The organism is Flavobacterium sp. CR10, assembly GCF_055814415.1.
This window is the reverse complement of record NZ_CP185985.1, coordinates 4407702-4433437: the sequence shown is the minus strand read 5'-3', so window position 1 is coordinate 4433437 and position 25736 is coordinate 4407702. Positions and strand designations below refer to the sequence as shown.

12 protein-coding genes are annotated in these 25736 nt (G+C 36.0%); 11 read left to right on the top strand and 1 reads right to left on the bottom strand.

The features are described from left to right. Positions 1–308 precede the first annotated feature (308 nt). Complete coding sequence (locus ACNRYB_RS18705) at positions 309–1520, bottom strand: MFS transporter (RefSeq protein WP_343706799.1); 1212 nt, start codon at positions 1518–1520, stop codon at positions 309–311. A gap of 101 nt (positions 1521–1621) precedes the next feature. Between ACNRYB_RS18705 and ACNRYB_RS18700 the strand changes: the two genes are divergently transcribed. The 11 genes from ACNRYB_RS18700 (at position 1622) to ACNRYB_RS18650 (ending at position 25517) form a co-directional block, all read left to right on the top strand. Next, complete coding sequence (locus ACNRYB_RS18700; protein ID WP_473728308.1) at positions 1622–2440, top strand: AraC family transcriptional regulator; 819 nt, start codon at positions 1622–1624, stop codon at positions 2438–2440. A gap of 515 nt (positions 2441–2955) precedes the next feature. Beyond that, entirely contained in the window at positions 2956–5142 is a 2187-nt protein-coding gene (locus tag ACNRYB_RS18695) for an alpha-L-rhamnosidase-related protein (RefSeq protein WP_473728307.1), read from the top strand. A gap of 262 nt (positions 5143–5404) precedes the next feature. After that, positions 5405–7081 (top strand): glycoside hydrolase family protein, encoded by a 1677-nt coding sequence (locus ACNRYB_RS18690; protein ID WP_473728306.1) that lies wholly within the window; start codon positions 5405–5407, stop codon positions 7079–7081. Positions 7082–7265: 184 nt separating this feature from the next. Continuing rightward, entirely contained in the window at positions 7266–8387 is a 1122-nt protein-coding gene (locus ACNRYB_RS18685; RefSeq protein WP_473728305.1) for a glycoside hydrolase family protein, read from the top strand. 131 nt (positions 8388–8518) lie between these two features. Next, positions 8519–11866 (top strand): glycoside hydrolase family 2 TIM barrel-domain containing protein, encoded by a 3348-nt coding sequence (locus tag ACNRYB_RS18680; RefSeq protein WP_473728304.1) that lies wholly within the window; start codon positions 8519–8521, stop codon positions 11864–11866. Positions 11867–12071: 205 nt separating this feature from the next. After that, positions 12072–15458, top strand: coding sequence for a glycosyl hydrolase (locus tag ACNRYB_RS18675; protein ID WP_473728303.1), 3387 nt, complete (start codon positions 12072–12074; stop codon positions 15456–15458). Between the two features lie 322 nt (positions 15459–15780). Next, positions 15781–17205, top strand: a complete 1425-nt coding sequence (locus tag ACNRYB_RS18670) for a sialate O-acetylesterase (RefSeq protein WP_473728302.1) — start codon at positions 15781–15783, stop codon at positions 17203–17205. A gap of 154 nt (positions 17206–17359) precedes the next feature. Continuing rightward, a complete protein-coding gene (locus tag ACNRYB_RS18665; protein ID WP_473728301.1) occupies positions 17360–19687 on the top strand; it encodes a DUF5703 domain-containing protein in 2328 nt (775 codons plus the stop codon). 15 nt (positions 19688–19702) lie between these two features. Further along, a complete protein-coding gene (locus ACNRYB_RS18660; RefSeq protein ID WP_473728300.1) occupies positions 19703–22162 on the top strand; it encodes a pectate lyase family protein in 2460 nt (819 codons plus the stop codon). Between the two features lie 123 nt (positions 22163–22285). Next, entirely contained in the window at positions 22286–24310 is a 2025-nt protein-coding gene (locus tag ACNRYB_RS18655; protein ID WP_473728299.1) for an aceric acid hydrolase, read from the top strand. A 220-nt stretch (positions 24311–24530) separates the two neighbouring features. Continuing rightward, the gene (locus tag ACNRYB_RS18650) at positions 24531–25517 is read left to right on the top strand and encodes a pectinesterase family protein (protein WP_473728298.1); all 987 of its coding nucleotides are present in this window, start codon (positions 24531–24533) and stop codon (positions 25515–25517) included. Positions 25518–25736 lie beyond the last annotated feature (219 nt).

The window sequence follows — 25736 nt, the reverse complement described above, 5'->3', positions numbered from 1 at the left end:
CCGTGGTTTCAACCACGGGAACGCAAAGAATATAACATTTCATTTGTCAAAATATGTTTCCTGTGGTTGAAACCACGGGCTATGTTTTGAAAAAGATTGTAAATAAAGCAAATCTATTTTATAAGTTGCCTCCAGTTTTAACTGGAGGTGTATTTAGTAAAAATAGAAAAGGCTTTAGCCAAATTGTAGATATTTTGGCTAAAGCCTTTTGAGCTTTGTATTTTGTTTACATCCCGATTTATCGGGACGCAATTGAAACTTTTTTAAAATAAACCTTTGTGTCTTAGCGTCTTTGTGGCATAAAAAAATTACTCAGCCTTTTTTCTCCCTTCAATATTAGGCAAGAACCCAGTAATTACCCCAATCAAAGGCAGGAACGCACAAATCTTAAATACATATTCAATACTCGTTGCATCGGCAATTTTTCCTAAAACAGCAGAACCCAATCCGCCCATTCCGAAGGCAAATCCGAAGAAAAGACCCGCTACAAGTCCGACTTTTCCTGGCATTAATTCAGTTGCGTAAACTAAGATTGCAGAGAAAGCCGAAGAAAGAATCAATCCGATAATTACAGATAAAGTTCCAACCCAGAAAAGAGAAACATAAGGAAGCATTAACGTAAACGGAGCAACGCCTAAAATAGAAACCCAGATTACATATTTGCGTCCGAAACGGTCTCCAATTGGCCCTCCTATTAAAGTTCCAGCAGCAACAGCTCCAGAGAACAAGAATAAATATACTTGCGACTGCTGAATCGAAATATGGAATTTATCAATCAAAAAGAAAGTATAATAACTCGTAATACTGCTCATGTAGAAGTATTTAGAGAAAATCAAAACCAATAAAATTACAAGAGAAGCAATCACGCGGTTTTTAGATAAATGATGCGTTTCAATTTTATGAGCCGATTTATTCGCATTTCTTTCAGATAGATGTTCTGTGTACCAAATCGCAATTTTGTACAAAGCAAAAACACCAACCAAAGCTATAATACAGAACCAAGCCACATAACTTTGCCCGTGCGGAATTACAATAAACGCTGCTAACAAAGGGCCAATGGCACTTCCGGCATTTCCGCCCAATTGAAAAATGGATTGCGCCAAACCTCTCTTTCCGCCCGAAGCCAAATGCGCCACACGAGAAGATTCAGGATGAAAAATCGAAGATCCGATTCCGATTAAACTCACTGATAATAATAAGTAAATAAAGTTAGAAGCGATTGAAACCATAAAAAGTCCGACCATTGTAAAACACATTCCAATAATTAGCGAATATGGTTTAGAATTTTTGTCGGTATACATTCCCACAAAAGGCTGAAGGATAGAGGCTACGATTTGATAAGTAAAAGTGATGATTCCGATTTGAGAGAAACTCAGGTTAAAGTTTTCTTTCAACAGCGGATAAATTGACGGCACTACAGCCTGTAAAAGGTCATTGACTAAATGAGAAAAACTGATAATAAAAAGTATCGAATACGTAGTTTTTTTAACTATGTCAGGATTTGCTTTAATAGTGTTCATGGGTTATTTTTTGATTCTTAATTTAGGTTTAAAAACAACAGCTGTATTATTTTTTACAAAATTGAAACAAATTACAATGTCAAAATTGCTATATTTGGACAATGAATAACCAGATTCGGACATATAGAATGGCGCAGGAGCATGGATACAGAGAAGATCCATCGATTCCTGTTATTGGTTATACCGAAATGGTAACCAATGAAATGTGTATTTCGCACTCGCACCCAAGAGGACAATTGATTTATGCGACCCGTGGCGTAATGAACGTTGTCGTGGGAAATCATATTTGGGTTGTGAATCCGCTGCAGGGATTGTGGCTTCCGGGTGGAGTGGAGCATCAGGTTACTTTTCAGAAAGACGTTAATTACTACAGCGTTTTTATCGATCCGTCTGCAATGGCAGGATTGCCAGAGAAAAGTTTTTCATTTGATATTCCGATGTTTTTAAAACAATTGGTTTTCAAAATTATTTCTTTTGGAGTTGAAGGAAATTTAACTCCTCCACAACACAGAATCATATCGGTTTTTCTGGACGAATTGGCTTTAATAGAACCAAGCGCCACTTTCTTGCCAACAACCAATCACGAAAGATTGCAAAAAGTAGTCGAACTGATAATGGAAGATATTGCCAGCAAAAACACCATCGATTATTACGCAGAGCTTTCGTTTATGAGCAGTAGAACTCTATCACGTTTATTCATCAAAGAACTCGGAATGAATTTCAGCGACTGGCGCACTCGTTTGAAATTACTCGAGGCCATAAAACGTTTGGGTGAAAAACAATCCATAAAAGAAATCGCTTTCAATTTGGGTTACGAAAACACCAGTGCTTTTATATATATGTTTAAAAAGCATTTAGGCAAAACGCCTTCTAATTATATTTTAGAAGATGAAAATGAGAATGATAAACTATCGGCTTAAATCGTAAACTTTAGAACTCGGATAAAACGGATTTACTTCGTAAAGACGCGGATTTACACGGATTTTTTCTTTTAGTTTTATCTAAGATTACCAGAATCATTTTCATTTCGACGAAGGAGAAATCTCCACGAGAAACTCGACAAAGATTGGACTTTCGTTGCGGAGTTACTTGCGAAGATTTCTCCTTCGTCGAAATGACAAAAATGCGGACAGCGCTTTCAAAATTAAGTGTTTATAAAAGCTCCTTAGATTTTTAGTTTCAAAGCTATGACAAAGTTATTGACGGTAAACAAAAGAAGAAATCCGTTTTCATCTGCGTCTTCGCGATAGCGAATCCGTATCATCTGTGTCCCATAAAATTGTAACATCATTTTTTTTAGTACTAAAAAAGTGATAACTCATAATTTTTCCCTTAAAAAATTGTCAAAAAGCACCCTTTTTTATGAAATAGCAGGATAGTACAGGGTGTCAAATGTGTAGATAACACTTATCTTTAGTCCCAAAATATACTAACTATGCTAAACCGCTTTTCCATTTTTAAGACCTTACTTCTTTTTGTTGCCTTTAATTTTTGTTCGCCATCATCGGCACAAGAAAAAACAAAAGAAGCGACATGGATCTGGTATCCAGGAGATTTTGAAGTTTGGTTAAGCAATAAAATGCAGGTAAGACGTACTGAACGTGAGGCAGTATTTCCTCCGCTTTGGCAATATTACAGCCCATATGCTTTGGTCACTTTTCAGACAGAAGTAGATATTCCACAACCAGACGACGTAAAAATTTACTCAGAAGGACCTTTTCAATTACTTTTAGACGGTGTTCAAATTTACGGACAGCCAAAATCAATTTCAGTTCCTGCGGGAAAACACAAAATTTCTTTTAAAGTGTATAATCAAGAAGTATTGCCAGCAATTTATATTAATGGTAAATATGTTAAATCTGATGACTCATGGAAAGTAACCAACGAAGATAAACTTTGGATTGATGAAACCGGAAAAGCACAGCAATCCGGCACGCCATGGGTTCCAGTTGGATCTTGGAATTTTAATTCGCCAGAGAGTAAACCATCAGGATTTAAACTAACAACGAAACCTTTAAGTGCCAAAAAAAGAGAAAAAATAGGTGCAGGTCAGTTGGTAGATTTCGGAAAAGAAACTTTTGGGTATATAAAAATTCATGGTTTAAAAGGAAAAGGGAAACTAGCGCTTTATTATGGAGAATCTCGTGAAGAAGCGTTGGATTCTGCCAAATGCGAAACTTTAGACCATTTATCTTTTGATGGAAAACAATCTGAAACTTATACACATGACGGTTCAAAAGCTTTCCGTTATGTTCAGGTTCAGGCAGATGCAGGAGTAAAATACGATTCGATTTCGATGCTTTATGAATATCTGCCATTAGATTATCGTGGTGCATTCAAATCCTCAGACGAACAATTGAATAAAATTTGGGATGTATCGGCTTATACGATGCATTTAACTTCTCGTGAATTTTTCATAGACGGAATTAAACGCGACCGTTGGGTTTGGTCTGGTGATGCTTATCAAAGTTATTTAATGAATTATTATTTATTCTTTGATTCGGCTTCTGTAGAAAGAACTTTGTTAGCGCTTCGCGGAAAAGATCCTGTAACGGCTCACGTAAATATTATAATGGATTATTCGCTGTATTGGTTTGTAGGTGTTTACGATTATTATTTGCACACAGGCGATACAAAATTCATCAAAACTTTTTATCCGAGAATGAAATCACTTATGGATTTCTGTTTAGAAAGAAGAAACAAAAACGGATTCCTTGAGCCATTAGAAGGCGACTGGGTTTTTATTGACTGGGCAGACGGATTGCCAAAAACAGGCGAAGTCAGTTTTGAACAAATGCTTTTAGCGAGAAGTTTAGAAGCTATGGCGGTAAGTGCTGAAATTGATGGAAAAACTGAAGACCAAAAACAATATCAAAAATTAGGAACTGATTTAAAAACCAAATTATTTGATGTTTTTTGGGATAAAAAAGAAAACGTGATGAAACACCAGCGTATCGATGGTAAAATGCAGGATATTGTAACGAGATACGCTAATATGTTCGGTATTTTCTTCAATTATTTTACTGAAGAGCAAAAACAAAGTGTAAAAAATAAAGTGTTGCTCAATAAAAATGTTCTTCAAATCACAACGCCATATATGCGTTTTTATGAGTTGGAAGCGTTGTGCGCGATGGGAGAACAGGATTATGTTTTAAAAGAAATGAAAGACTATTGGGGCGGCATGCTGAATGAAGGCGCAACCTCTTTCTGGGAAGAATACAATCCGAACAAAAAAGGAACGGAACATTTAACGATGTATGGTCGCCCTTACGGGAAAAGCCTTTGTCACGCTTGGGGTGCAAGTCCGATTTACTTATTAGGAAAATATTATTTGGGTGTAAAACCAACTGCTCCGGGATATTCTGAATACGAAATTAAACCTAGTTTAGGCGGTTTAAAATGGATGGAAGGAAAAGTGCCAACACCAAACGGAGAAGTTGCCGTGTATTGCAGTACCAAAGAAATCAAAGTAAAAGCAGGCGAAGGAGAAGGAAAATTGATTTTTGAAAGTGCATCAAAACCAAAAACAAACTCTGGAACGATTACAGAATTAGCCAAAAATAAATATCAATTGATTGTAAAACCGAATGTGGAGTATAAAGTGAGTTATAAGGCTTTGTGAGTTATGAATTATGAGTTATGAGTTATGAGTTATGAGTTATGAGTTATGAGTTCTTAGTGATTAGGCAATAGTTTACAACGTCCAGTTTGTCATTCCGACGAAGGAGGAATCACACTCGTAACCACAAAGATTGTCACGCTAGTTTTGTCATTTCGACGAAGGAGACTCGAGCGATAGCGAACAGGCGAAGCAAATCTTCGCGAGAAACTCTACAAAGATTGGGGAAATGCATTAAAAGAATAAAAGCCAAAAAATAAAACCAATGTTTTCAAAAAATACAAAATACAACATCAAATTTATAATTGCTTTCCTAATGTTATTTGCTGTCTGCATCCAAGCCACAGCACAAACAACTGCATGGAAACCAGCCTCATTTGAAATCGTAAAATCAAATTACAAAACGTTCAAAACGACACAATACGCTCATGTATTTTCAGGAAGTAAACACAATATTGTTCGTTTAGCTCCAGAATTGCAAGGTTTAACAGGTATTGAACTTCCTTTAGATAAATATAAAAACGGAACCAATTCTCCGTTGCAATTAAAGTTAAAAGAAAATGCAACTGTTTTAATTGGCGTTTTTCAGGAAAATAGTTCAGAATATCTTCAAACGGATAAATTTCCAAATGCCAAATTAGTTTTAGAAAACGGGGTTACTATAACAGGATTGCCTTCAGTAAATGTTTATGCGCTTTCTTTCTCAAAAGGAACTCAAACATTAAATTTTGGAAAAGGATTATTCTCCATTTTAGGAGTTGTAAAAGCCTCAGAAAAACTCGAACCGAGAAATGCCAATTTTCCAGACGGAAAACTTTGGAATCCAACTTTTATCGTTGAAGGATTTTCAGATGAAAAACCACTTTTCGAAATTATTGGCGGAGAAAATAAGCCTGTAATTGATGAAGGTATGTCTGGAACAGAAGGAATTCAGGGAGGTTTTGAAGGCGGACGAGTAGTAAAAGTTGGCGATATCTACCACATGTTTCCAACGGAAAGAGCTGGTGAAAAAGGAGTAGATTACTATTACGATCGTGTAAAAACCAAAATCGGACATTGGACAAGTAAAGATGCTATTCATTGGAAAAGAGAATCTACAATCTACCAAGCGAGTGGTGTTTATGCCGTTACAGAAGATGATAACCCAATGAATGATCGTCGTGCTGCAATTTGGTCTTATATGCCTGTTTTTAATGAAAAAGCAAACAAATGGTACGGCTATTATTTGGCGTATACTGTTAGTAAAGAAATAGAACCGAATCACTCTTTCGGAAGAATCTGGCGTTGTGAGTCGACAGTAGACGGAATCAATGGAATTGGCGGACCGTATAAAGATATGGGAATCATTATGGAACCAGGATTAGATTCTCAGCCTTGGGAAGGACGTCAGGGGGTTGCTTCATTTTTTCCGTATCAGGTTGGAGATAAATATTTCGGATTTTACAGCGGTGCCTATCCGTTCAATTCTTGGGCAGATTATCCGAAGAAATCGGGAAAAGGCTGGTTTGTCGCTTTAGCGGAATCCAAAAGTTTAGAAGGTCCTTGGTTGAGAATGAATAAAGGTTTAGAACCAATTAAAACCATGCATCCGTTATTCGTAGAAAACCCAATTGTAAGTCAATTACCAAACGGTCTGTACATTGCAATTTTCGACGGAGGCCCAGACGGCTGGGGTCATCATTTACCAAACATGATTGCGTATTCATTATCAGCTGATGGAATTAATTGGGCAGAAGCACATTATTTACCAATCGAAACAAAAGTTGATAAATGGTGGGATATTATGAGAACGCCATTGTGTTTAATTCCAGAAGGAAATGATGTTTACACAATAGTCTATAACGCCATCGACCTAAAAAGAAGATTTCATCCAACAGGAATGGTGAAAGTAAAATTAAACAAAGATGTGATGGAGTCTCGTTTGAAAGAATTGAAGAAATAGAAGAGAGTGGGGAAGAAGAAAGATGCAAGAAGCAAGATTTTTGAATGTAGAATATAGAATATAGAGCATAAAAAATAGAATTTTGCGACTCTGCGACTTTGCGAGAGCTAAAAAAACTTGAAAAAAAACTTAGTTCCGATAGCTATCGGGATAGAGCCTTCGTGGCAAACTAAACATAACCAAAATGAAAATTAAATATTTAATCGTAGCCATTTCTGCACTTGCCATAACCAGCTGTGCAACCAAATACAAGAAAAGAGAAATTACCGACAGCGTAATGCAGGAGATTTATGAAGAAATCAAAACGCCTTATAAATACGGTTTGGTGATGGTTCCTACTGACAACTCATACAAAATGGATTGTCCGAGTGTGTTTAGAAAAGACGGGAAATGGTATATGACGTATTTAATTTACGACGGAAGAGGTTACGAAACCTGGCTTGCGGAAAGCGACAATCTTTTAGATTGGAAACATCTAGGAAAAGTAATGTCATTTTCAGAAAATGAAAAACACTGGGATGTGAACCAAAAAGCAGGATATATTTCGTTGCAAGACATGACTTGGGGCGGAAGCTACGAATGGGAAAAGTACGATGATAAATACTGGATGAGCTATTTTGGCGGAGACAGTAAAGGTTACGAAGCAGGCGTTTTGTCAATCGGAATGGCATATACCAAAGAAGCACCGACAAAACCGCGCGAATTTCAAAGATTAGAAAATCCGGTTTTAACGCCAAAAGACAAAGACGCCAAATGGTGGGATAATAGTACGATGTACAAAAACAGCGTGATTCGTGACAAAGATAAATTGACTGGACATAATTTTATCATGTATTATAATGCTCGTGGAGATAGTATCAATCCTGCTAAAGGCGCGGAACGTATTGCAATGGCAGTATCAAACGATATGAAAACATGGAAACGTTATGGCGATAAACCTTTAATCAATCATCATAAAGGAATCTCTGGAGATGCTTATATTCAGCGTATTAATGATACTTGGGTAATGTTTTATTTCGGAGCTTTCTGGACGGGTTGGAATCAAGGTGCTTTTAACCGTTTTGCAGTTTCAAATGATTTAGTAAACTGGACGGATTGGAAAGGTGACGATTTAGTTAAATCATCAGAACCATATGATGATTTGTTTGCTCATAAATCTTTTGTAGTAAAACATGATGGCGTTGTGTATCATTTTTACTGCGCTGTAAACAAAGCAGAACAGAGAGGAATTGCCATTGCAACTTCTAAAGATTTAGGGAAAAGCAAATTGAGTTTTGTGGCTCCGCCTGAGAAAAAGAAGAAATAATTATGAGTTATGAGTTATGAAATACTTTGATACTCCCAACTGAAATGACTCCGTTAGGAGGCACTCGTCGGTAGAAAAAAAATAGCACATAGAAAATTTTGTCCCATAGGGACAATTGAATCAAAATAATAATGAACAATAATATAAAACCAATGTTTACATCAAAATCAAAATACAATAATCCATTTTTCAGATTACGATTTTTGACGTATACATTTTACATTTTACTATTCACAACTTACACGCAGGGACAATCCGTAACAGGAGAACCAGCTGGAGTTCCAGAATTACATAAAAAATACGAATTTGCTCCGTGGGAAGATCCAACAATTACAAGCATCAACAGACAGCCATCAAGAGCGACTGCCTATTCATATGCAAGTGTAGAAGACGCTCTAAAAGGCGACAGAACAAAAAGTCGAATCCAGATGTTAAACGGCGATTGGGATTTTAAATATGCTGTAAACCTAAAAGAAGCTTCTAAAGATTTCTATAAAAATACCGTTTCAGGATGGGATAAAATCGAAGTGCCTTCTAACTGGGAAATGAAAGGGTATGATAACCCAATTTATAAGAGTGCTGTATATCCTTTTCGACCAATAAATCCGCCTTATATTCCGAAAGATTATAACGGAGTAGGTTCTTATCAAAGAAGTTTTACCGTTCCCGAAAATTGGAAAGATATGACGGTTACCCTTCATTTTGGTGCCGTAAGTTCAGGTTTTGAAGTGTGGCTAAATGGAGAATTTTTAGGTTATGGTGAAGACAGTTTTCTGCCATCAGAATTTGATATTACACCTTATTTAAAAGCGGGAGAAAATGTAGTTTCAGTTCGTGTAATCCGTTGGACAGATGGTTCTTATTTAGAAGATCAGGATCATTGGCGTATGAGTGGAATCCAACGTGAAGTTTTCATTATGGCTGAGCCGAAACTGCGTATTCAGGATTTCTTTGTTCAAACCAAATTAGACAAACAATATACAGATGCGATTTTCAAATTGCGTCCGAAAGTGGAGAATTTAACGGGAGCAAAAATTAAAGATTATACGATGAATGTTCAATTATACGATGCCAATAATACGGCCATGTTCAAAGAACCGCTTCAAAGACCTGTAATTGATTTAATTAACGAAAGTTATCCTCGCTTGGATAATGTCCGTTTTGGATTCTTCCAAGAAACGATCAAAAATCCAAAAAAATGGAGTTCAGAAGAGCCGAATTTATACACGATGGTCATTTCCATAAAAGATAAAAACGGAAATGTTACCGAAGCCAAAAGCTGTAAAGTAGGTTTCCGTTCTATTGAATTTTCGAAAGAGAACGGAAAAATGCTCATCAACGGAAAAGAAACTTATGTTTATGGCGTAAACCGTCACGATCATCATCCGACAAGAGGAAAAGCCGTTACCAGAGAAGATATCAAACAAGATATTACCACGATTAAAAAGTTCAATTTCAATTTTATACGTACAAGCCATTATCCAAATGATCCTTATTTCTACGAATTATGCGATCAATACGGAATCATGGTTATGGATGAAGCCAATCAGGAAACACACGGAATTGGCGGTAAATTAAGCAACGATCCACTTTGGACAAACGCTTATATGGAAAGAATGATTCGAATGGTTGAAAGAGATAAAAATCATCCGTCTGTCGTAATGTGGAGTTTAGGAAACGAAGGCGGAAAAGGACCAAATCACTCGGCAATGTCGGGTTGGGTTCACGATTTCGATATTACACGTCCCGTACATTATGAACCAGCGCAGGGAAATGCGAAATTAGACGGATATGTTGATCCGCTTGATCCAAGATATCCAAAAACAATCGATCACGCTTATAGATTCGAAAACCCACAGGATGATTCGTATGTTGATATGGTCAGCCGTTTCTATCCGGGCGTTTTCACTCCGAAATTTTTGGTAGATCAAAAGAAAGATACACGTCCGATTATCTTCGTTGAATATTCTCATGCTATGGGGAATTCAGTTGGAAATTTAAAAGAATTATGGGATGAATTCCGTTCGCTTCCAAGAGTTATTGGAGGGTGTATTTGGGAATTTAAAGATCAGGGAATCTTGAAATTTGATTCGAGATCAGGGCAGAACTATTTTGCTCACGGAGGAGATTTTGGCGAGAAATACCATGATGGAAATTTCAATACAAAAGGAATTGTTGATTCTTACGGAAAACCAAAAGGTTCAATTTTTGAGAATAAATGGGTGTATCAGCCAGCGATTTCAACTTTAAACGGAAATCAGTTAGAAATAAAAAATCGTCAGGCAGTTAAATCTTTGGAAGGATATATTCCGGTTTTAAAAGTATTAAAAAACGGAAATTTGATTAAAACTCAGATTTTAAAACCGTTCAAAGTAGAAGCAGGACAGTCAACAACTTTAGATGTTAGTCCGTATCTTCCAAAAATGAAAGCCGATGCCGAATATATTTTAAATATAGAATTCCAGCTTTCAAAAGAGGAACTTTGGGCAGCAAAAGGTTACGCTGTCGCGGAAGATCAGTTTGTGTTGAAAAAGAAAGAAGCTTCAGTTGATTTTAGAAATGAAAAAGATGCAGCATATAAAACAACTGAAACAGATTTTGATTTCCAAGTTAAAGGAAAATCTTTTGAAGTAAAAATCAGCAAAGAAAATGGAGCTTTAAGTTCGTATATTTTTAAAGGGGAAGAACAAGTTTTTGCTCCTTTACTTCCAAACTTTGTTAGACCTTTAACTGATAATGATAAAAGAGGATGGAAGTCTCAAAAATTATTAAAACAATGGTATAAAGCAAAACCAAAAGTTTTAAGTACAACAATGGGAATTGGAATTGATGGTACTGTAATTACAAGTGAATATGAAATTATAAAAGACAGTGCGAAAGTGCAAGTTGCTTATAAAATCAATGAGAATGGAGTTATAAAAGTAGATTACAGTTTAAAAGCATCAGACAAATTGCCAAACATTCCAAAAATCGGAATGCAGATGGGAGTTAAAAGAAGTTTCGACCAGATTTCTTGGTACGGAAAAGGCGAATTGGAAAATTACGGTGACAGAAGTTTTGGTTCGTTTGTTGGGAAATATTCGCTTCCAATAAATGATTTTATCGAACATTATCCAAAACCACAGGAAAACGGAAACCGATGCGATGTAAGATGGATGGCACTTAATACTCCACAGAAAAACAACGGATTTTTAGTGGTAAATGATACTAAAGTTTTAAGCATGAGCGCATGGCCATACACACAGGAAAATCTTAGCGCATCTGGACATACGTATGATTTAAAAGATCCAGGATTTTTAACGCTGAACATCGATTTAATCCAAATGGGAGTAGGAGGAAACGACAGCTGGACGATTGTAGCACAGCCATTAGAACAATATCAGATTAAGTCTGGAAATTATGAATACAGTTTTTATTTGACGCCTTTCAGCGGTTCGAAAAATGAATTGGAAAATAGTTTAAAGAAGTTTAAATATTAGATTACGATTTATCCTAACAGGTTTCCAAAACCTGTTAGGTATTTTGTATTTCATAGATAAAGTATATTTTAAGTACAGTTTGTCATTCCGACGAAGGAGGAATCTCCACGAGTAACTCCGCAAAGAAAAGCCAATCTTTGTAGAGCATCTTACGAAGATTCCTCCTTCGTCGGAATGACAAACAAAACGGTTAAAGACAATAAAAATGTTTCAAAAAAAACACCTCGTTTTTATACTCTTTTTAGCAAGCATAGTCTCTGCACAGAAAGTCCATAAAAAAGAATCTTTTCAGCCAACATTAGAATCCTCAAGACCTTGGGTGTATTGGTATTGGATGAAATCGGCATATTCTAAACCCGGAATCACAGCCGATTTAGAAGCTATGAAACAAGCTGGAATTGCAGGCGCTTATCTAATGACCATAAAAGGGACAGCCAATCCACCATTAATAGATCCGCCCGTTTTACAGTTGACACCTGAATTTTGGGATATGATTCATTGGGCATTCAAAGAGGCAGATCGTTTAGGACTAAAATTAGCTTTTCACGGAGCTGACGGATTTGCAGTTGCAGGTGGGCCTTGGATTACACCAGAAATGTCGATGCAAAAAGTAGTTTGGTCAACAGCCGAAATTTTAGGCGGAAAAAAAGTGGTTTCAAAACTGCCAGTTCCAGCGCATTACAAAGACTATTATAAAGACATTGCCACTTTTGCTATTCCGATTAAAGAATACCAAATCACTTCGCAAATGCAATTGCCAAAAGTAACGACATCCAACAACACCGATGCCTCGTTTTTGGCAGATCCTAAAAAAGACGAAAACTTCAAGTTTGCAGATGCAGGTTGGATTCAGTACGAATTTGCACAGCCTTTTACTTGTAAATCAATAGTTATTGAAACTAAAGGAAGAGATTTTCAGGCACAGCGTCTAATTGTAGAAGTGAGCGATGACGGCGTTAATTTTAGATTCCACGAAAGAATGATTGCACCACGTCACGGCTGGCAGGATATGGATTTCCCAAACACACATACGATTACGCCTGTAACAGCAAAATATTTCCGATTTGTTTATGATCCAAAAGGAACAGAACCTGGAGCAGAAGATTTAGATTTTGCGAAGTGGAAACAGAATCTGAAAGTGAGTAAAATTACGCTTTCAAACCAATCGTTGATTAATAATTACGAAGGAAAATCGGGAGCAATCTGGCGTTTGACTGCGGAGACTACAGACAAAGAAATTCCGAATTCAGATGCATTCAAAAAATCAGAAATTATCAATATATCCAATTTTGTAGATGCTGATGGAAACTTAAACTGGAAAGTACCAAAAGGGAAGTGGAAAATTATCCGAATGGGACATACCTCTACAGGACATGAAAATGCAACAGGCGGAGCAGGAAAAGGGTTGGAAGTAGACAAATTCAATCCAGAATTAATTCGTTTTCAATTGGATCATTGGTTTGGAGAAGCCGTTCGTTCTGCTGGGCCAGAACTGGCTTCAAAAGTGCTAGAAATCCTTCATTTTGACAGTTGGGAATGCGGAAGCCAAAATTGGTCTTCGGTTTTTCAATCTGAATTTAAAAAGAGAAGAGGTTACGATATTGTAGAATATTTACCTGTAATGGCTGGAATTCCGATAGAAAGTGCCAATTTCTCAGAGAAAGTTTTATACGATGTTAGAAAAACAATTGCCGATTTAGTTGCCGATAATTTCTACGGAACTGTCGCTCAAATTGCCAAAGAATATAACGTTAAGTTAAGTTCAGAAAACGTTGCGCCAACGATGATGAGCGATGCTTTATTGCATTATAAATATGTTGACTATCCGGGTGGTGAATTTTGGCTGAAAAGCCCAACTCACGATAAACCTTTTGATATGGTCGATGCCATTTCTGGCGGACATATTTACGGGAAAGATATTATTCAGGCCGAATCTTTTACGGCTTTGCGAATGGATTGGGACGAACATCCCGGAAATCTAAAAACAACGGCAGATCGAAATTATGCTTTAGGGATTAATCGTTTATTCTATCACGTTTTTGTACACAATCCGTGGACGGATAGAAAACCGGGAATGACTTTAGACGATATCGGAATTTTTTTCCAAAGAGACCAAACTTGGTGGAAACCTGGAAAGGCTTGGTTTGATTATTGCCAAAGAGTGCAGTTTCAATTGCAAAAAGGAAAACCTGTGATTGATCTTGCAGTTTTTATCGGAGAAGATTTTCCTTCGCGTTCTTTTGTTCCGGATCGATTAGTGCCTTTTATTCCGAATGTGTTTGGTGCAGCAAGATTGGAAAGCGAGAAAATCCGTTTAGAAAATGAAGGTCAGCCAACGGCAAAAATGCCAAAAGAAGTGACCTATTCTAAAAATATCACTGATTTATCACAATGGATTAACCCGCTAAATGGGTATCAATATGATTCTTTCAATGCCGATGTTTTAATTAATAGAGCGAAAGTAGTAAACGGAAAAATTTCATTTGAAGGCGGAATAGAATATGGTGCTTTATTCTTCCCAGGAAGTCATAAAATGGCACCAAATAAGATGCTTTCTTTGGCTTCCGCCGAAAAAATATTACAATTGCTAAAAGACGGTGCAACCATTTTTGTAGATGAAAAACCAACTATTCAGCCAGGAATCCAATCAGAAGCAGATCACAAGAAATGGCAGAATGTAATTGATGAAATTTGGAATAACGCCAATTCATCTTCATGGAAAATCGGAAAAGGAACGGTTGTCAAATTACCGTATTTAGGAAATGATTTTGCATCAATTGGAATCACACAAGACGTTTATTTTCCAAATTTAAACCGAGCTGATTCAGAAACATTGGCTTGGGCGCATCGTAAATCGGATACAGAAGATATTTATTTCATTTCCAATCAAAAAGCAGAAAAAAGAACATTTGATGCTTCTTTCAGAATAGCTGGAAAAGTTCCGAAAAGGTATAATCCTGTAACAGATCAAACCTCGGCTTTAGCCAATTGGAAAATAGAAAACGGAAGAACAATTGTTTCGATAACATTAGATGCCAACGAATCTGGTTTTGTGATTTTTAAAGATGAAACGAAAGAAGTTTTATCACAAGGAAAATTACTAGAATTTGAGAAAGTGCAGACTTTGGATGAAAAATGGGAATTGCAGTTTGATCCAACTTTTAAAGGTCCAAAAGAAGTAATAAAAACAAACAAACTTTTTGATTGGAGTACTTCTGAAAATGATCAAATTAAATATTATTCAGGAACTGTGATTTACAAAAAAGATTTTGTTTGGAAAGGAAAAAGCACTGATGAAATTTGGCTGGATTTAGGCGAAATTGCCAATATCGCTGAAATTAAAATCAATGGAAAAGACTGTGGAACGCTTTGGACTTTCCCTTTCAAAACTGATATTTCAAAAGCTTTACAAAAAGGAAAAAATACGATAGAAATTAAAGTCACAAATACCTGGAGAAATAGATTAATTGGTGATCAAAAATTGCCAAAAGAAGAAAGATTAACATGGACAACGGCGCCGTTTCGTTTAGAAGGAGAACCGCTGTTGAAAGCTGGATTGTTAGGGCCGGTTACAATTTTACAGGAGAAGTAAATGTTAGCCACTCCCGATAGCTATCGGGATAAAAGGATTAAAAAGATTTCTTTTGGAAAAAGAAGGAAATAAATCAATTGCCTCCAGCTTTAGCTGGAGGTTTGAAAAGGATATTAAGATAAGGGCTTTAGCCAAACTATCGATTTGGCTAAAGCCTGTGAAGTTGAAATATTTGTAACCTCCAGCTAAAGCTGGAGGCAATTGAAAAAAGAGAATAACCATATATTAAAAGAGTATAGAATTGAGCAAAATAATTCGTGAATTCGTGGCGAAAAAAATCCTTCTAATCCTTTTAATCTGTGGCAATAAAAAATAAATTAAAATGAAAAAATCAATTATTGCTTTTTTAGTAGTTCTAACAAGTCTGCAAATCAATGCCAAAATCAAAATGCCAGCCTTGTTTACAGACAACATGATGTTGCAGCAAAAATCAAACGCACCAATTTGGGGCTGGGCAGAAAAGAATGCCAATGTCGTAATTAAAACTTCATGGGATTCCAAAACCTACAAAACAAAAGCAGATGCTTCTGGAAAATGGAAAACAGAATTACAAACTTCTACTTTTGGTGGACCATACACCATTGAAGTTTCAGAAGGAACAGAAAAAGTAACCATCAAAAATGTTTTGTTGGGAGAAGTTTGGCTTTGTTCTGGACAGTCGAATATGGAAATGCCATTAAAAGGATTTCAAGGTCAACCAGTTAAAAACGGAAATGAAATTATCGTAAGATCGACCAATAAAAATATTCGTTTAATTACGATTCCGCGTGCAACGGTTTTAGAACCTTTACAAGATTTCGAAGGAAAATGGGAAGAAGCTTCTCCAAAATCGACATCCAATTTTAGTGCAACAGCTTGGTATTTTGGATCGCTTTTGCAGGAAGTTTTAGATGTACCAGTAGGTTTGATTCATGTTTCGTATGGAGGTTCGAGCATGGAAGCGTGGATGAATCAGGAAATGCTGAAAGATTTTACCAGCGCTAAAATTCCAACCACAAAAGAAGAATTGGCAAAAGATCCAAATCGTGTTCCAACGACTTTGTTTAACGGAATGCTTTCGCCTGTAATTGGTTACGGAATCAAAGGATGTATCTGGTATCAGGGAGAATCAAATTATGAAAGAGCTTCTGAATATACCGCTTTAATGAAGAAAATGGTCAGCAGTTGGAGAATGCTATGGAAACAAGGAGATTTTCCGTTTTACTACGCGCAAATTGCCCCGTTCAATTATGCTTCTTTTCATCCAAAAGATTATTTAGAAAAATACAATTCTGCTTATTTGAGAGAAGCGCAGTTTAAGGCTTCTAAGGAAATCCCGAATTCGGCAATGGCGGTTTTGATGGATGTTGGTGAAGAAAATAACATTCATCCAATGGATAAAGAAAAAGGAGGAAATAGATTGGCTTTTCAGGCTTTGGCAAGAACGTACGGAATCGAAGGATTTGAATTTGAAAGTCCGAAATATAAATCGATGGAAATAAAAGATGGCGCTGTAACCGTTTCTTTTGATGATGTTGCGAACGGAATTACATCTTATGAAAAAGAAGTGACTGGTTTTGAAATCGCAGGAGAAGACAAAATTTTTTATCCAGCGAAGACAGTAGTAAGAAGAAAATCAGTAGTGTTGACTTCAGATAAAGTGAAAAATCCTGTTGAAATACGTTATTTATGGAAGGATTTCGCTAAAGCGGAATTGTTTAGCGCAGGAGGATTGCCAGTTTCTTCGTTTAGAACAGACGAATGGTAATTATGAATTGTAAATGATTAATGATGAGTTTAACGACTAGTTTGTCATTTCGACGAAGGAGAAATCTTCGCAAGTAGCTCCGCAATCTTTGTCGATCATGCAACGAAGATTTCTCCTTCGTCGAAATGACAAAAGAACTTTAAAAAGAGTAAAATTGAAATACATTAAATACATACTTCTCTTCACCACGCTTTGCCTCAAAGCGCAAATCCCTACGCTTGATAATTACAATCAGGTTTGGACAAAGCAGAGTCAGAATTCATCAGAATCGATGCCTTTGGGAGGTGGAGATATTGGCATGAATGTCTGGGTTGAGAAAGGGGATTTGTATTTCTATTTTTCACGAAGTGGGACTTTTGATGAACACAATACTTTATTGAAATTAGGTAGAGTAAAAGTGACTTTAACGCCGAATCCGTTTGAAGGGAAAGAAGGTTTTTATCAAGAATTAAAACTGAAAGATGGTTATGTTTTAGTTGGACAAAATGGTACTAAAATCAAACTTTGGGTAGATGTTTTTAAACCAATCATTCATGTTGATTTAGAAAGTAAAAATGCATTGCAAATGACGGCTTCGTACGAAAGCTGGCGTTATCAGAACCGTTATCCGAAAGGAAAAGAAAACAATGCGAATTCTTATAAATGGGCACCTCAGGGAGAACTTATTACGTATAAAGATTCTATTTCGTTTGAAAATAACGGAATTAAATTTTACCACAGAAACAGAGAAAATACGGTTTTTGACGTTGCGGTAAAACAACAGAAAATGGAATCGGTAAAAGATCAAATGATGAATCCGATTGCGAATTTAACTTTTGGAGGATTTATGAAAGGCGATAACTTAAAAGCAGACGGAACATATCTTGGAAAATATCAGTCAACAGATTTTAAAGGTTTTAATTTATCAAGCATAAAACCTTCCAAAAAGCATTCGCTAGAAATATATTTAAATACGAATCAATCTGATTTTTCGACTTGGAATAACGGACTAAAAAGTTTGATTGCTGCAAATAAAAACACAGCCAAACAAGCAGAAAAAATCACTCAAAAATGGTGGAATAATTTCTGGAATCGCAGTTTTATTTTCACTCAAAAAAATCAATCGACTGCCAAAGATTCGGTATATCAAATCGGACAGAATTATCAATTGTTTCGATATATGCTCGGATGCAATGCGTACGGAAAATATCCAACGAAATTCAACGGTGGGCTTTTTACGGTTGATCCTGTTTATACGAATAAAGATCTGGATTTTACACCTGATTTTAGAAATTGGGGTGGCGGAACAATGACGGCTCAAAATCAGCGATTGGTTTATTTTCCGATGGTAAAAAGCGGTGATTTTGATATGATGAAATCTCAATTGGATTATTATGTAAGTCTTCAAAAAAATGCTGAATTACGTAGTAAAGTTTATTGGAATCATAATGGAGCATCTTTCACCGAACAATTAGAAAATTTCGGACTTCCAAATCCAGCAGAATACGAATGGAAACGTCCCGCAGATTACGATCCAGGAATGGAATATAATGCTTGGTTAGAATACGAATGGGATACGGTTTTAGAATTTTGCCAAATGATGTTGCAACAAAAGGAATATGCTGGAGAAGATATTCAGAAATACAATTCATTCATAATCAGTTGTCTTCGTTTTTTTGATGAACATTATCAATATTTAGCCAAACAAAGAGGCAGGAAAGCTTTGGATGGAAACGGAAAATTAGTTTTATATCCGGGTTCTGGCGCTGAAACTTATAAAATGGCGAATAATTCTAATAGCACGATTTCGGCTTTGCAAGTTATTACAGAAAACCTTTTAAACCTTTCTGGAAATCAATTGTCAAAAGAAGAAGTTGAATATTTAAAAGCATTTCAGACTAGAATTCCGCCTTTAAATTTTGGGCAAATTGAAAATCATAAAGTTTTAGTTCCTGCAAAATCTTGGGAAAGAGTCAATAATTCAGAAGTTCCGCAATTGTATCCTGTTTATCCGTGGGGAATTTACGGCGTTGGAAAACCAGATTTAGAAACGGCTTTAAACACATGGAAATTTGATGCTGATGCTTTAAAATTTAGAAGTCACATTGGTTGGAAACAAGATAATATTTTCTCGGCTCGTTTGGGATTAACAGAGGAAGCGGCAAAATACAATACCATGAAAATGGCAAACTCAGAAAGACGTTTTCCAGCATTTTGGGGTCCGGGCTTTGACTGGGTTCCCGATCATAACTGGGGCGGTTCTGGAATGATTGGCATGCAGGAAATGCTTTTGCAGGAAACAGAAGGCAAGATTTATCTTTTTCTGGCGTGGCCAAAAGACTGGAATGTTCATTTTAAATTATATGCCAAACAAAATACTACAATTGAAGCCGAGCTCTTAAATGGAGAATTAAAGGTTTTAAAAGTTATTCCAGAAGAAAGAAAAAAAGACATTATAAATCTGCTCGGAAAATCTGAAGCGGAGAAAACGAAATTAAACTAACTATTACAATCAAAAATGATAAAGAAATTAATAAGTGGTGCTCTTTTGTCCATATTTTTAACCACAAACGGACAAGCACAATCAGTTCAAAATACTGATAAACAAATTGTAAAGGTCGATTTTGACTTTTTTCAAAGAAGATTAGAAGAAGTTCATGATCCAAGTTATGATTCGTGGGTGATTAATGAAGGAAAAGAAGCCGAAAAATCATTTAACAATGTGTCATTTAAACTAAAAGGAAACTTCACTTCAAAATGGTACAAAGTGGGCATGAATGCTCCGTTTTACAATAAATTAGGAAGTGACGGTTTAGTTACGGCAGAAAATTTGGAATTGAAAATCAGCGGATTGAAAGCAGGAAAACATACGCTCTTGACTTTTCATAACGCTTTTGATGTCATTACAGGAAAAACTTTTTCTCCAATTAAAATCTTCGTAAACGGAAAACTGCAGGAAACGGTAAATGCAAGTCAGAGAGCCAATGCTAAAATTGATGCTTCGATGGCATATATTACTTTTAATGCTGAAAAAGGCAAAGATGTAATCGTTCTTTTTGAAATTGATCCGACTTCAAATCCTGATATTGTAAAACAGATTGTGATTAATGGTTTCGAAATTGATACACCAAACTTGATGAATCAGGCAAGAACTCCAGAACCAAAAAATAGAGACGAACATGTTGAAGTAGGCAAAACTTTAATTTTAAAATGGGATGCTGTAAAAAACGTAGTATCGCATAAAATTTATTTTGGTGAAGATAAAAATGCTGTTGAAAATGCAACAGAAAGTTCAAAAGAGTTTAAAGGAAAATTAACCGATAAATCTTTTACAGTTTCTGATTTATACAGCGGAACAACCTATTACTGGAGAGTTGATGAAGTAGATAATAATGGGGAAGTGACATTAGGAAATGTTTGGTCGTTTAAACCTGCACAATTAGCATTTCCAGGCGCTGAAGGTTACGGACGTTATGCCGTTGGAGGACGTGGCGGAAAAGTAATTGAAGTAACAAATTTGAATGACGACGGACCAGGAAGTTTACGTGATGCGATTAATCAGGAAATTGGACCAAGAACAATTGTTTTTAATGTTTCGGGAAATATCAAGTTAGCTTCGAGATTAGTTGCAAATCAGCCTTATATTACTATTGCAGGACAAACGGCTCCTGGCGAAGGAATTACAATCAGCAGAGCGCCAATCGGATTAACAGGAAATGATGGTGTAATTCGATTCTTAAAAGTAAGAATTGGCGGTGGAACTACTTTTGACGGAATGGGATTAACAGGTGCCGATTATAGTATTATTGATCATTGCTCAATTAGCTGGACAATTGATGAATCTTTTAGTTCGCGAGGAGCGCATCATATTACATTACAAAGAACATTAATTTCAGAAGCTTTAAACGTGGCTGGCCATGATAAATACGAAGTCGGAAAAATGCATGGTTATGCTGCTACGATTGGCGGTGATATTGGTAGTTTTCATCACAATTTACTGGCTCATAATTATGGAAGAAACTGGAGTATTGGTGGTGGTCTAAGCGGTGACGGATTTTACACAGGAAGACTTGATATTACAAATAACGTAGTTTACAACTGGGGAAAAAGAACGACAGACGGAGGAGCAAATGAGGTAAATTTTGTGAATAATTATTATAAACCCGGAGCTTCAACTGGAATTTTTGTAGCGTTAAATGCACAGCACGAAGGCGTTGGAAAAGGAATGCAACGTTATTATTTTAATGGAAATGTTATGCCAGGTTATTTTGATGAAAAATCTCAAGATAAAGGAAGAAAATCTACGGTAACAAATAAAGAAAAAGTAGAATATGAAACATTCGTTGATAAACCATTTTTTCCTTCTTACGTAGAAACGCAATCAGCGAAAGCGGCTTATAAAAATGTACTTTCAGATGTTGGAGCAAATCAGCCATTTTTTGATAAACACGATAACCGAATTGTAGATGAAACTTTAAAAGGAACTTTCACATATAAAGGAACTAAAAGTGGTTTGGGCGGAATGATTGATAACGAACAAGATGCAGGCGGATGGCCGAATTTTGTTTCAGAAACTCGTCCAGCAGATTGGGATACAGATCATGATGGTTTGCCAAATTGGTGGGAAAAAGCTTTTGGTTTAAATGAAAATTCAGCATTAGGAGATTTCTCAGATGCAAATCAAGATACTGACAAAGACGGATTTACACAATTAGATAATTATTTAGATTGGTTGGCTCATCCTCATTATTTTATCAATGTAAAAGATAAAAAAGCTTTGAATGCAGCAGATTATTTCAAAGGTTTTGAAAACAAGCCAGTTTATAGTTTTTCTGATGTTAAAAACGGAAAAGTAAGTTTAAAAGGGAAAGAAATTCAGTTTACGGCTTCAGATAAAGGTTTTGCTTCTTTCGTAGTAACGGTAAAAGATGCTGACGGAGATTCTATGAGCAGAACTATTAATTTCTTTGTTAAGTAAAAAGTATTAAACCATATAAGTGATATAAGATATTATAAGTTTGATTTCAATCTGTATTGCTAAAGTTTAAAAGTTTAGTTTAACTGAACTTATATTTCTTATATGGTTCAAAATTATAAAAGAATGAAAAAAATATTAAATGTTTCCTTAAGCTTATTTTTTGCTAGCACTGGATTGTTTGCGCAAAACAAAGGTTTGGTAGCGAATTCAGAAAGTCCGTATTCTAAATTACAAAGTGTAGGCCTGCAAGACGTAAAATGGACGAACGGATTTTGGAAAGAACAATTTGATGTAGAAACCAAAAATACTTTACCGTATATGTGGGATTTGTATCATAACGATGAAGTTTCGCATGCTTACAAAAACTTCGAAATTGCGGCTGGATTAAGCAAAGGAGCTTTTAAAGGGCCTTCGTTTCATGATGGTGATTTCTACAAGATTTTTGAAGGAATGGCAGCAACGTATGCCGTTACAAAAGATAAAAAACTCGATGCCGAAATGGATAAAGCTATTGCGCTTTTTGCGAAAGTACAGCGCAAAGACGGTTATATCCATACACCAGTTTTAATCGATGAACGCTGGGGAACTTTAGGTCCAGAAGAAGTGAAAAAACAATTGGGTTTTGAGAAATACAATATGGGACATTTAATGACTGCGGCTTGTATTCATTATCGTGCCACAGGAAAAACGAACTTTTTGAATATAGCCAAAGGAGTTGCCGATTTCTTGTATGATTTCTATAAAAAAGCTTCACCAGAATTGGCTCGAAATGCCATTTGTCCGTCTCATTACATGGGAATTGTCGAAATGTACAGAACGACAAAAAATCCGAAATACTTAGAATTGGCTAATAATCTAATTGATATTAGAGGAACTACAAATGACGGAACTGATGATAATCAGGACAGAGTTCCGTTTAGACAGCAAACAACTGCAATGGGGCACGCTGTAAGAGCAAATTATCTTTATGCCGGAGTTGCCGATTTGTATGCCGAAACGGGAGAAAAGAAATTACTAGATAATTTAGAATCGATTTGGGATGATGTAACGTATCGTAAAATGTACATTACAGGAGGCTGTGGCTCTTTATACGATGGAGTTTCTCCAGACGGAACTTCTTATGATCCATCTGTCGTTCAGAAAATTCATCAAGCTTATGGAAGACCTTTTCAATTGCCAAATGCAACGGCTCATACCGAAACTTGTGCCAATATTGGAAATGTTTTATGGAATTGGAGAATGCTCCAAATCACGGGAGATGCCAAATATGCTGATATTGTAGAATTGGCACTTTACAACAGTGTACTTTCAGGAATGGATTTAGAGGGAGAAAAATTCCTTTATAATAATCCATTGAATGTTTCAAATGATTTGCCGTTTCATCAAAGATGGGGAAATGTGCGTGAAGGTTATATCGCTTTATCCAACTGCTGTGCGCCAAACGTAACCAGAACAGTTGCCGAGATTGGAAATTACGCTTATAATCTTTCAAAAGAAGGTTTGTATGTAAATTTATACGGGAGCAATACTTTGAATACAAAAACATTAAACGGAGAATCTTTAGAGATTGAACAGCAAACCAATTATCCGTGGGACGGAAAAATAGCGTTGAAAATCATAAAAACTCCAAAAGATCTGCAGGCTTTCTTTTTGAGAATTCCGGGTTGGAGTCAAAATGCGGAAGTTTCGATAAATAATGCAAAGATTACCGATAAAATCGTTTCTGGAAGTTATCTCAAATTGAATCAGAAATGGAAAAAAGGAGATGTAATTGAATTGAATATTCCGATGCCAGTTGAATTGATGGAAGCGAATCCGTTAGTAGAAGAAGTTAAAAATCAAGTTGCTGTAAAAAGAGGACCTTTGGTGTATTGTTTAGAATCTGATCAATTGCCAGCTAAAATTAGTGTGAATGATGTGGCTTTAAAATTGAATTCGAAATTTACAACGAATCCGTTTACATTAAACAATAGAAGTTTAATGAGCATTGATGCTGATGCCGTTATAAATGCTAATAATTCATGGGACAAAACGTTGTACAAACCGCTTTCTGCTAAAAATGAAAATACCGTACAAGTAAAATTGATTCCGTATTTTGCATGGGGAAACAAAGGGCAGGGAGAGATGACGGTTTGGATGTCGCATTAAATTTTGGACACGGATGAAACGGATTGCCCTTGGCAAAACACGGATTAAAACGGATTTTTTAATTTTTGTCAAAGATATTAATCGTTCAGTTTTTCATTTCGACGAAGGAGAAATCTTCACAAGTAACTCCGCAACGAAAAGCCAATCTTTGTAGAGCTACTTGCGGAGATTTCTCTCTACGTTCGAAATGACAAAAAGAAGACGAGTAAACAAAAAACATATGAAATATATTGTAACTCTATTTTTAATAACAACACTTTCTTTATCAGCACAAACGCTCGATAACAAACTTGTATTAACCGTTGCTCAAGATGGTTCAGGAGATTTTAAAACCATTCAGGGAGCGATAAATAATGTCAAAGACAATTCAGAAAAACGAGTTGTAATTACTATAAAACCAGGAAAGTATGTCGAGAAATTAGAAATTCCTGCTTCAAAATCTTTCATTACTTTAAAAGGAACAGATCGCAATAAAACGATAATTTCATTTGATGATTATTCAGGAAAACCGCTTCGCGAACCAGATCCATCAAGAAAAAAGGAATTTGGAACATCAACTTCGTATTCTTTTTTAATTAAAGGAAATGATTGTACGCTTGAAAATCTAACTGTAGAAAATACGGCGGGACGAGTAGGGCAGGCGGTTGCGCTTCATATTAAAGGTGATAAAGTTATGGTCAAAAACTGCAATCTGCTAGGAAATCAGGACACGCTTTATTTATCAGAAGGAAATACTCGTACGTATTTTGAAAACTGTTTTATCAACGGTACAACCGATTTTATTTTTGGAGCTGCAACAGCTTATTTTTATAGATGCACCATCGAAAGTTTAGTGAATTCGTACATCACAGCAGCTTCAACTCCGCAAGGGCAGGCTTATGGTTTTGTTTTTGTGGATTGTAAACTTACTGCGAAAGACAAATCGGTTGATAAAGTTTTTTTGGGAAGACCTTGGAGACCTTATGCGCAAACTGTTTTTATTAATACAGATTTAGGTTCCCATATTATTCCTGAAGGTTGGAATGCCTGGATTGATACTAGATTTCCTGACAAAGATAAAACAGCTTATTATGCTGAATATGGAAGCAAAGGAACGAGTGCTAAATATGTGTCTCAACGAGTTTCATGGTCGTATCAATTAAAGAAAGAGGATACTAAGAAATATAATAGAGATTTAGTTTTAAATGGATGGAATCTCATTCAATAGTTAATGCTGAATTAAAATGGATCAACGGAAAGCCCACTAATGTCAATATTAGTGGGCTTTCCGTTTAATTTTTTCTATAACTATAGATAGAAAAAGAACGTTTAAATTTTGTTGGTCAGAATTTACTTTTAAAAATTATTTTTTTTACTAAAATTTATTTAATGTTTTTTTAAGTAATCCTGCTGGTATCCTGTATTATAATTTGTAGGTTTTTTATCG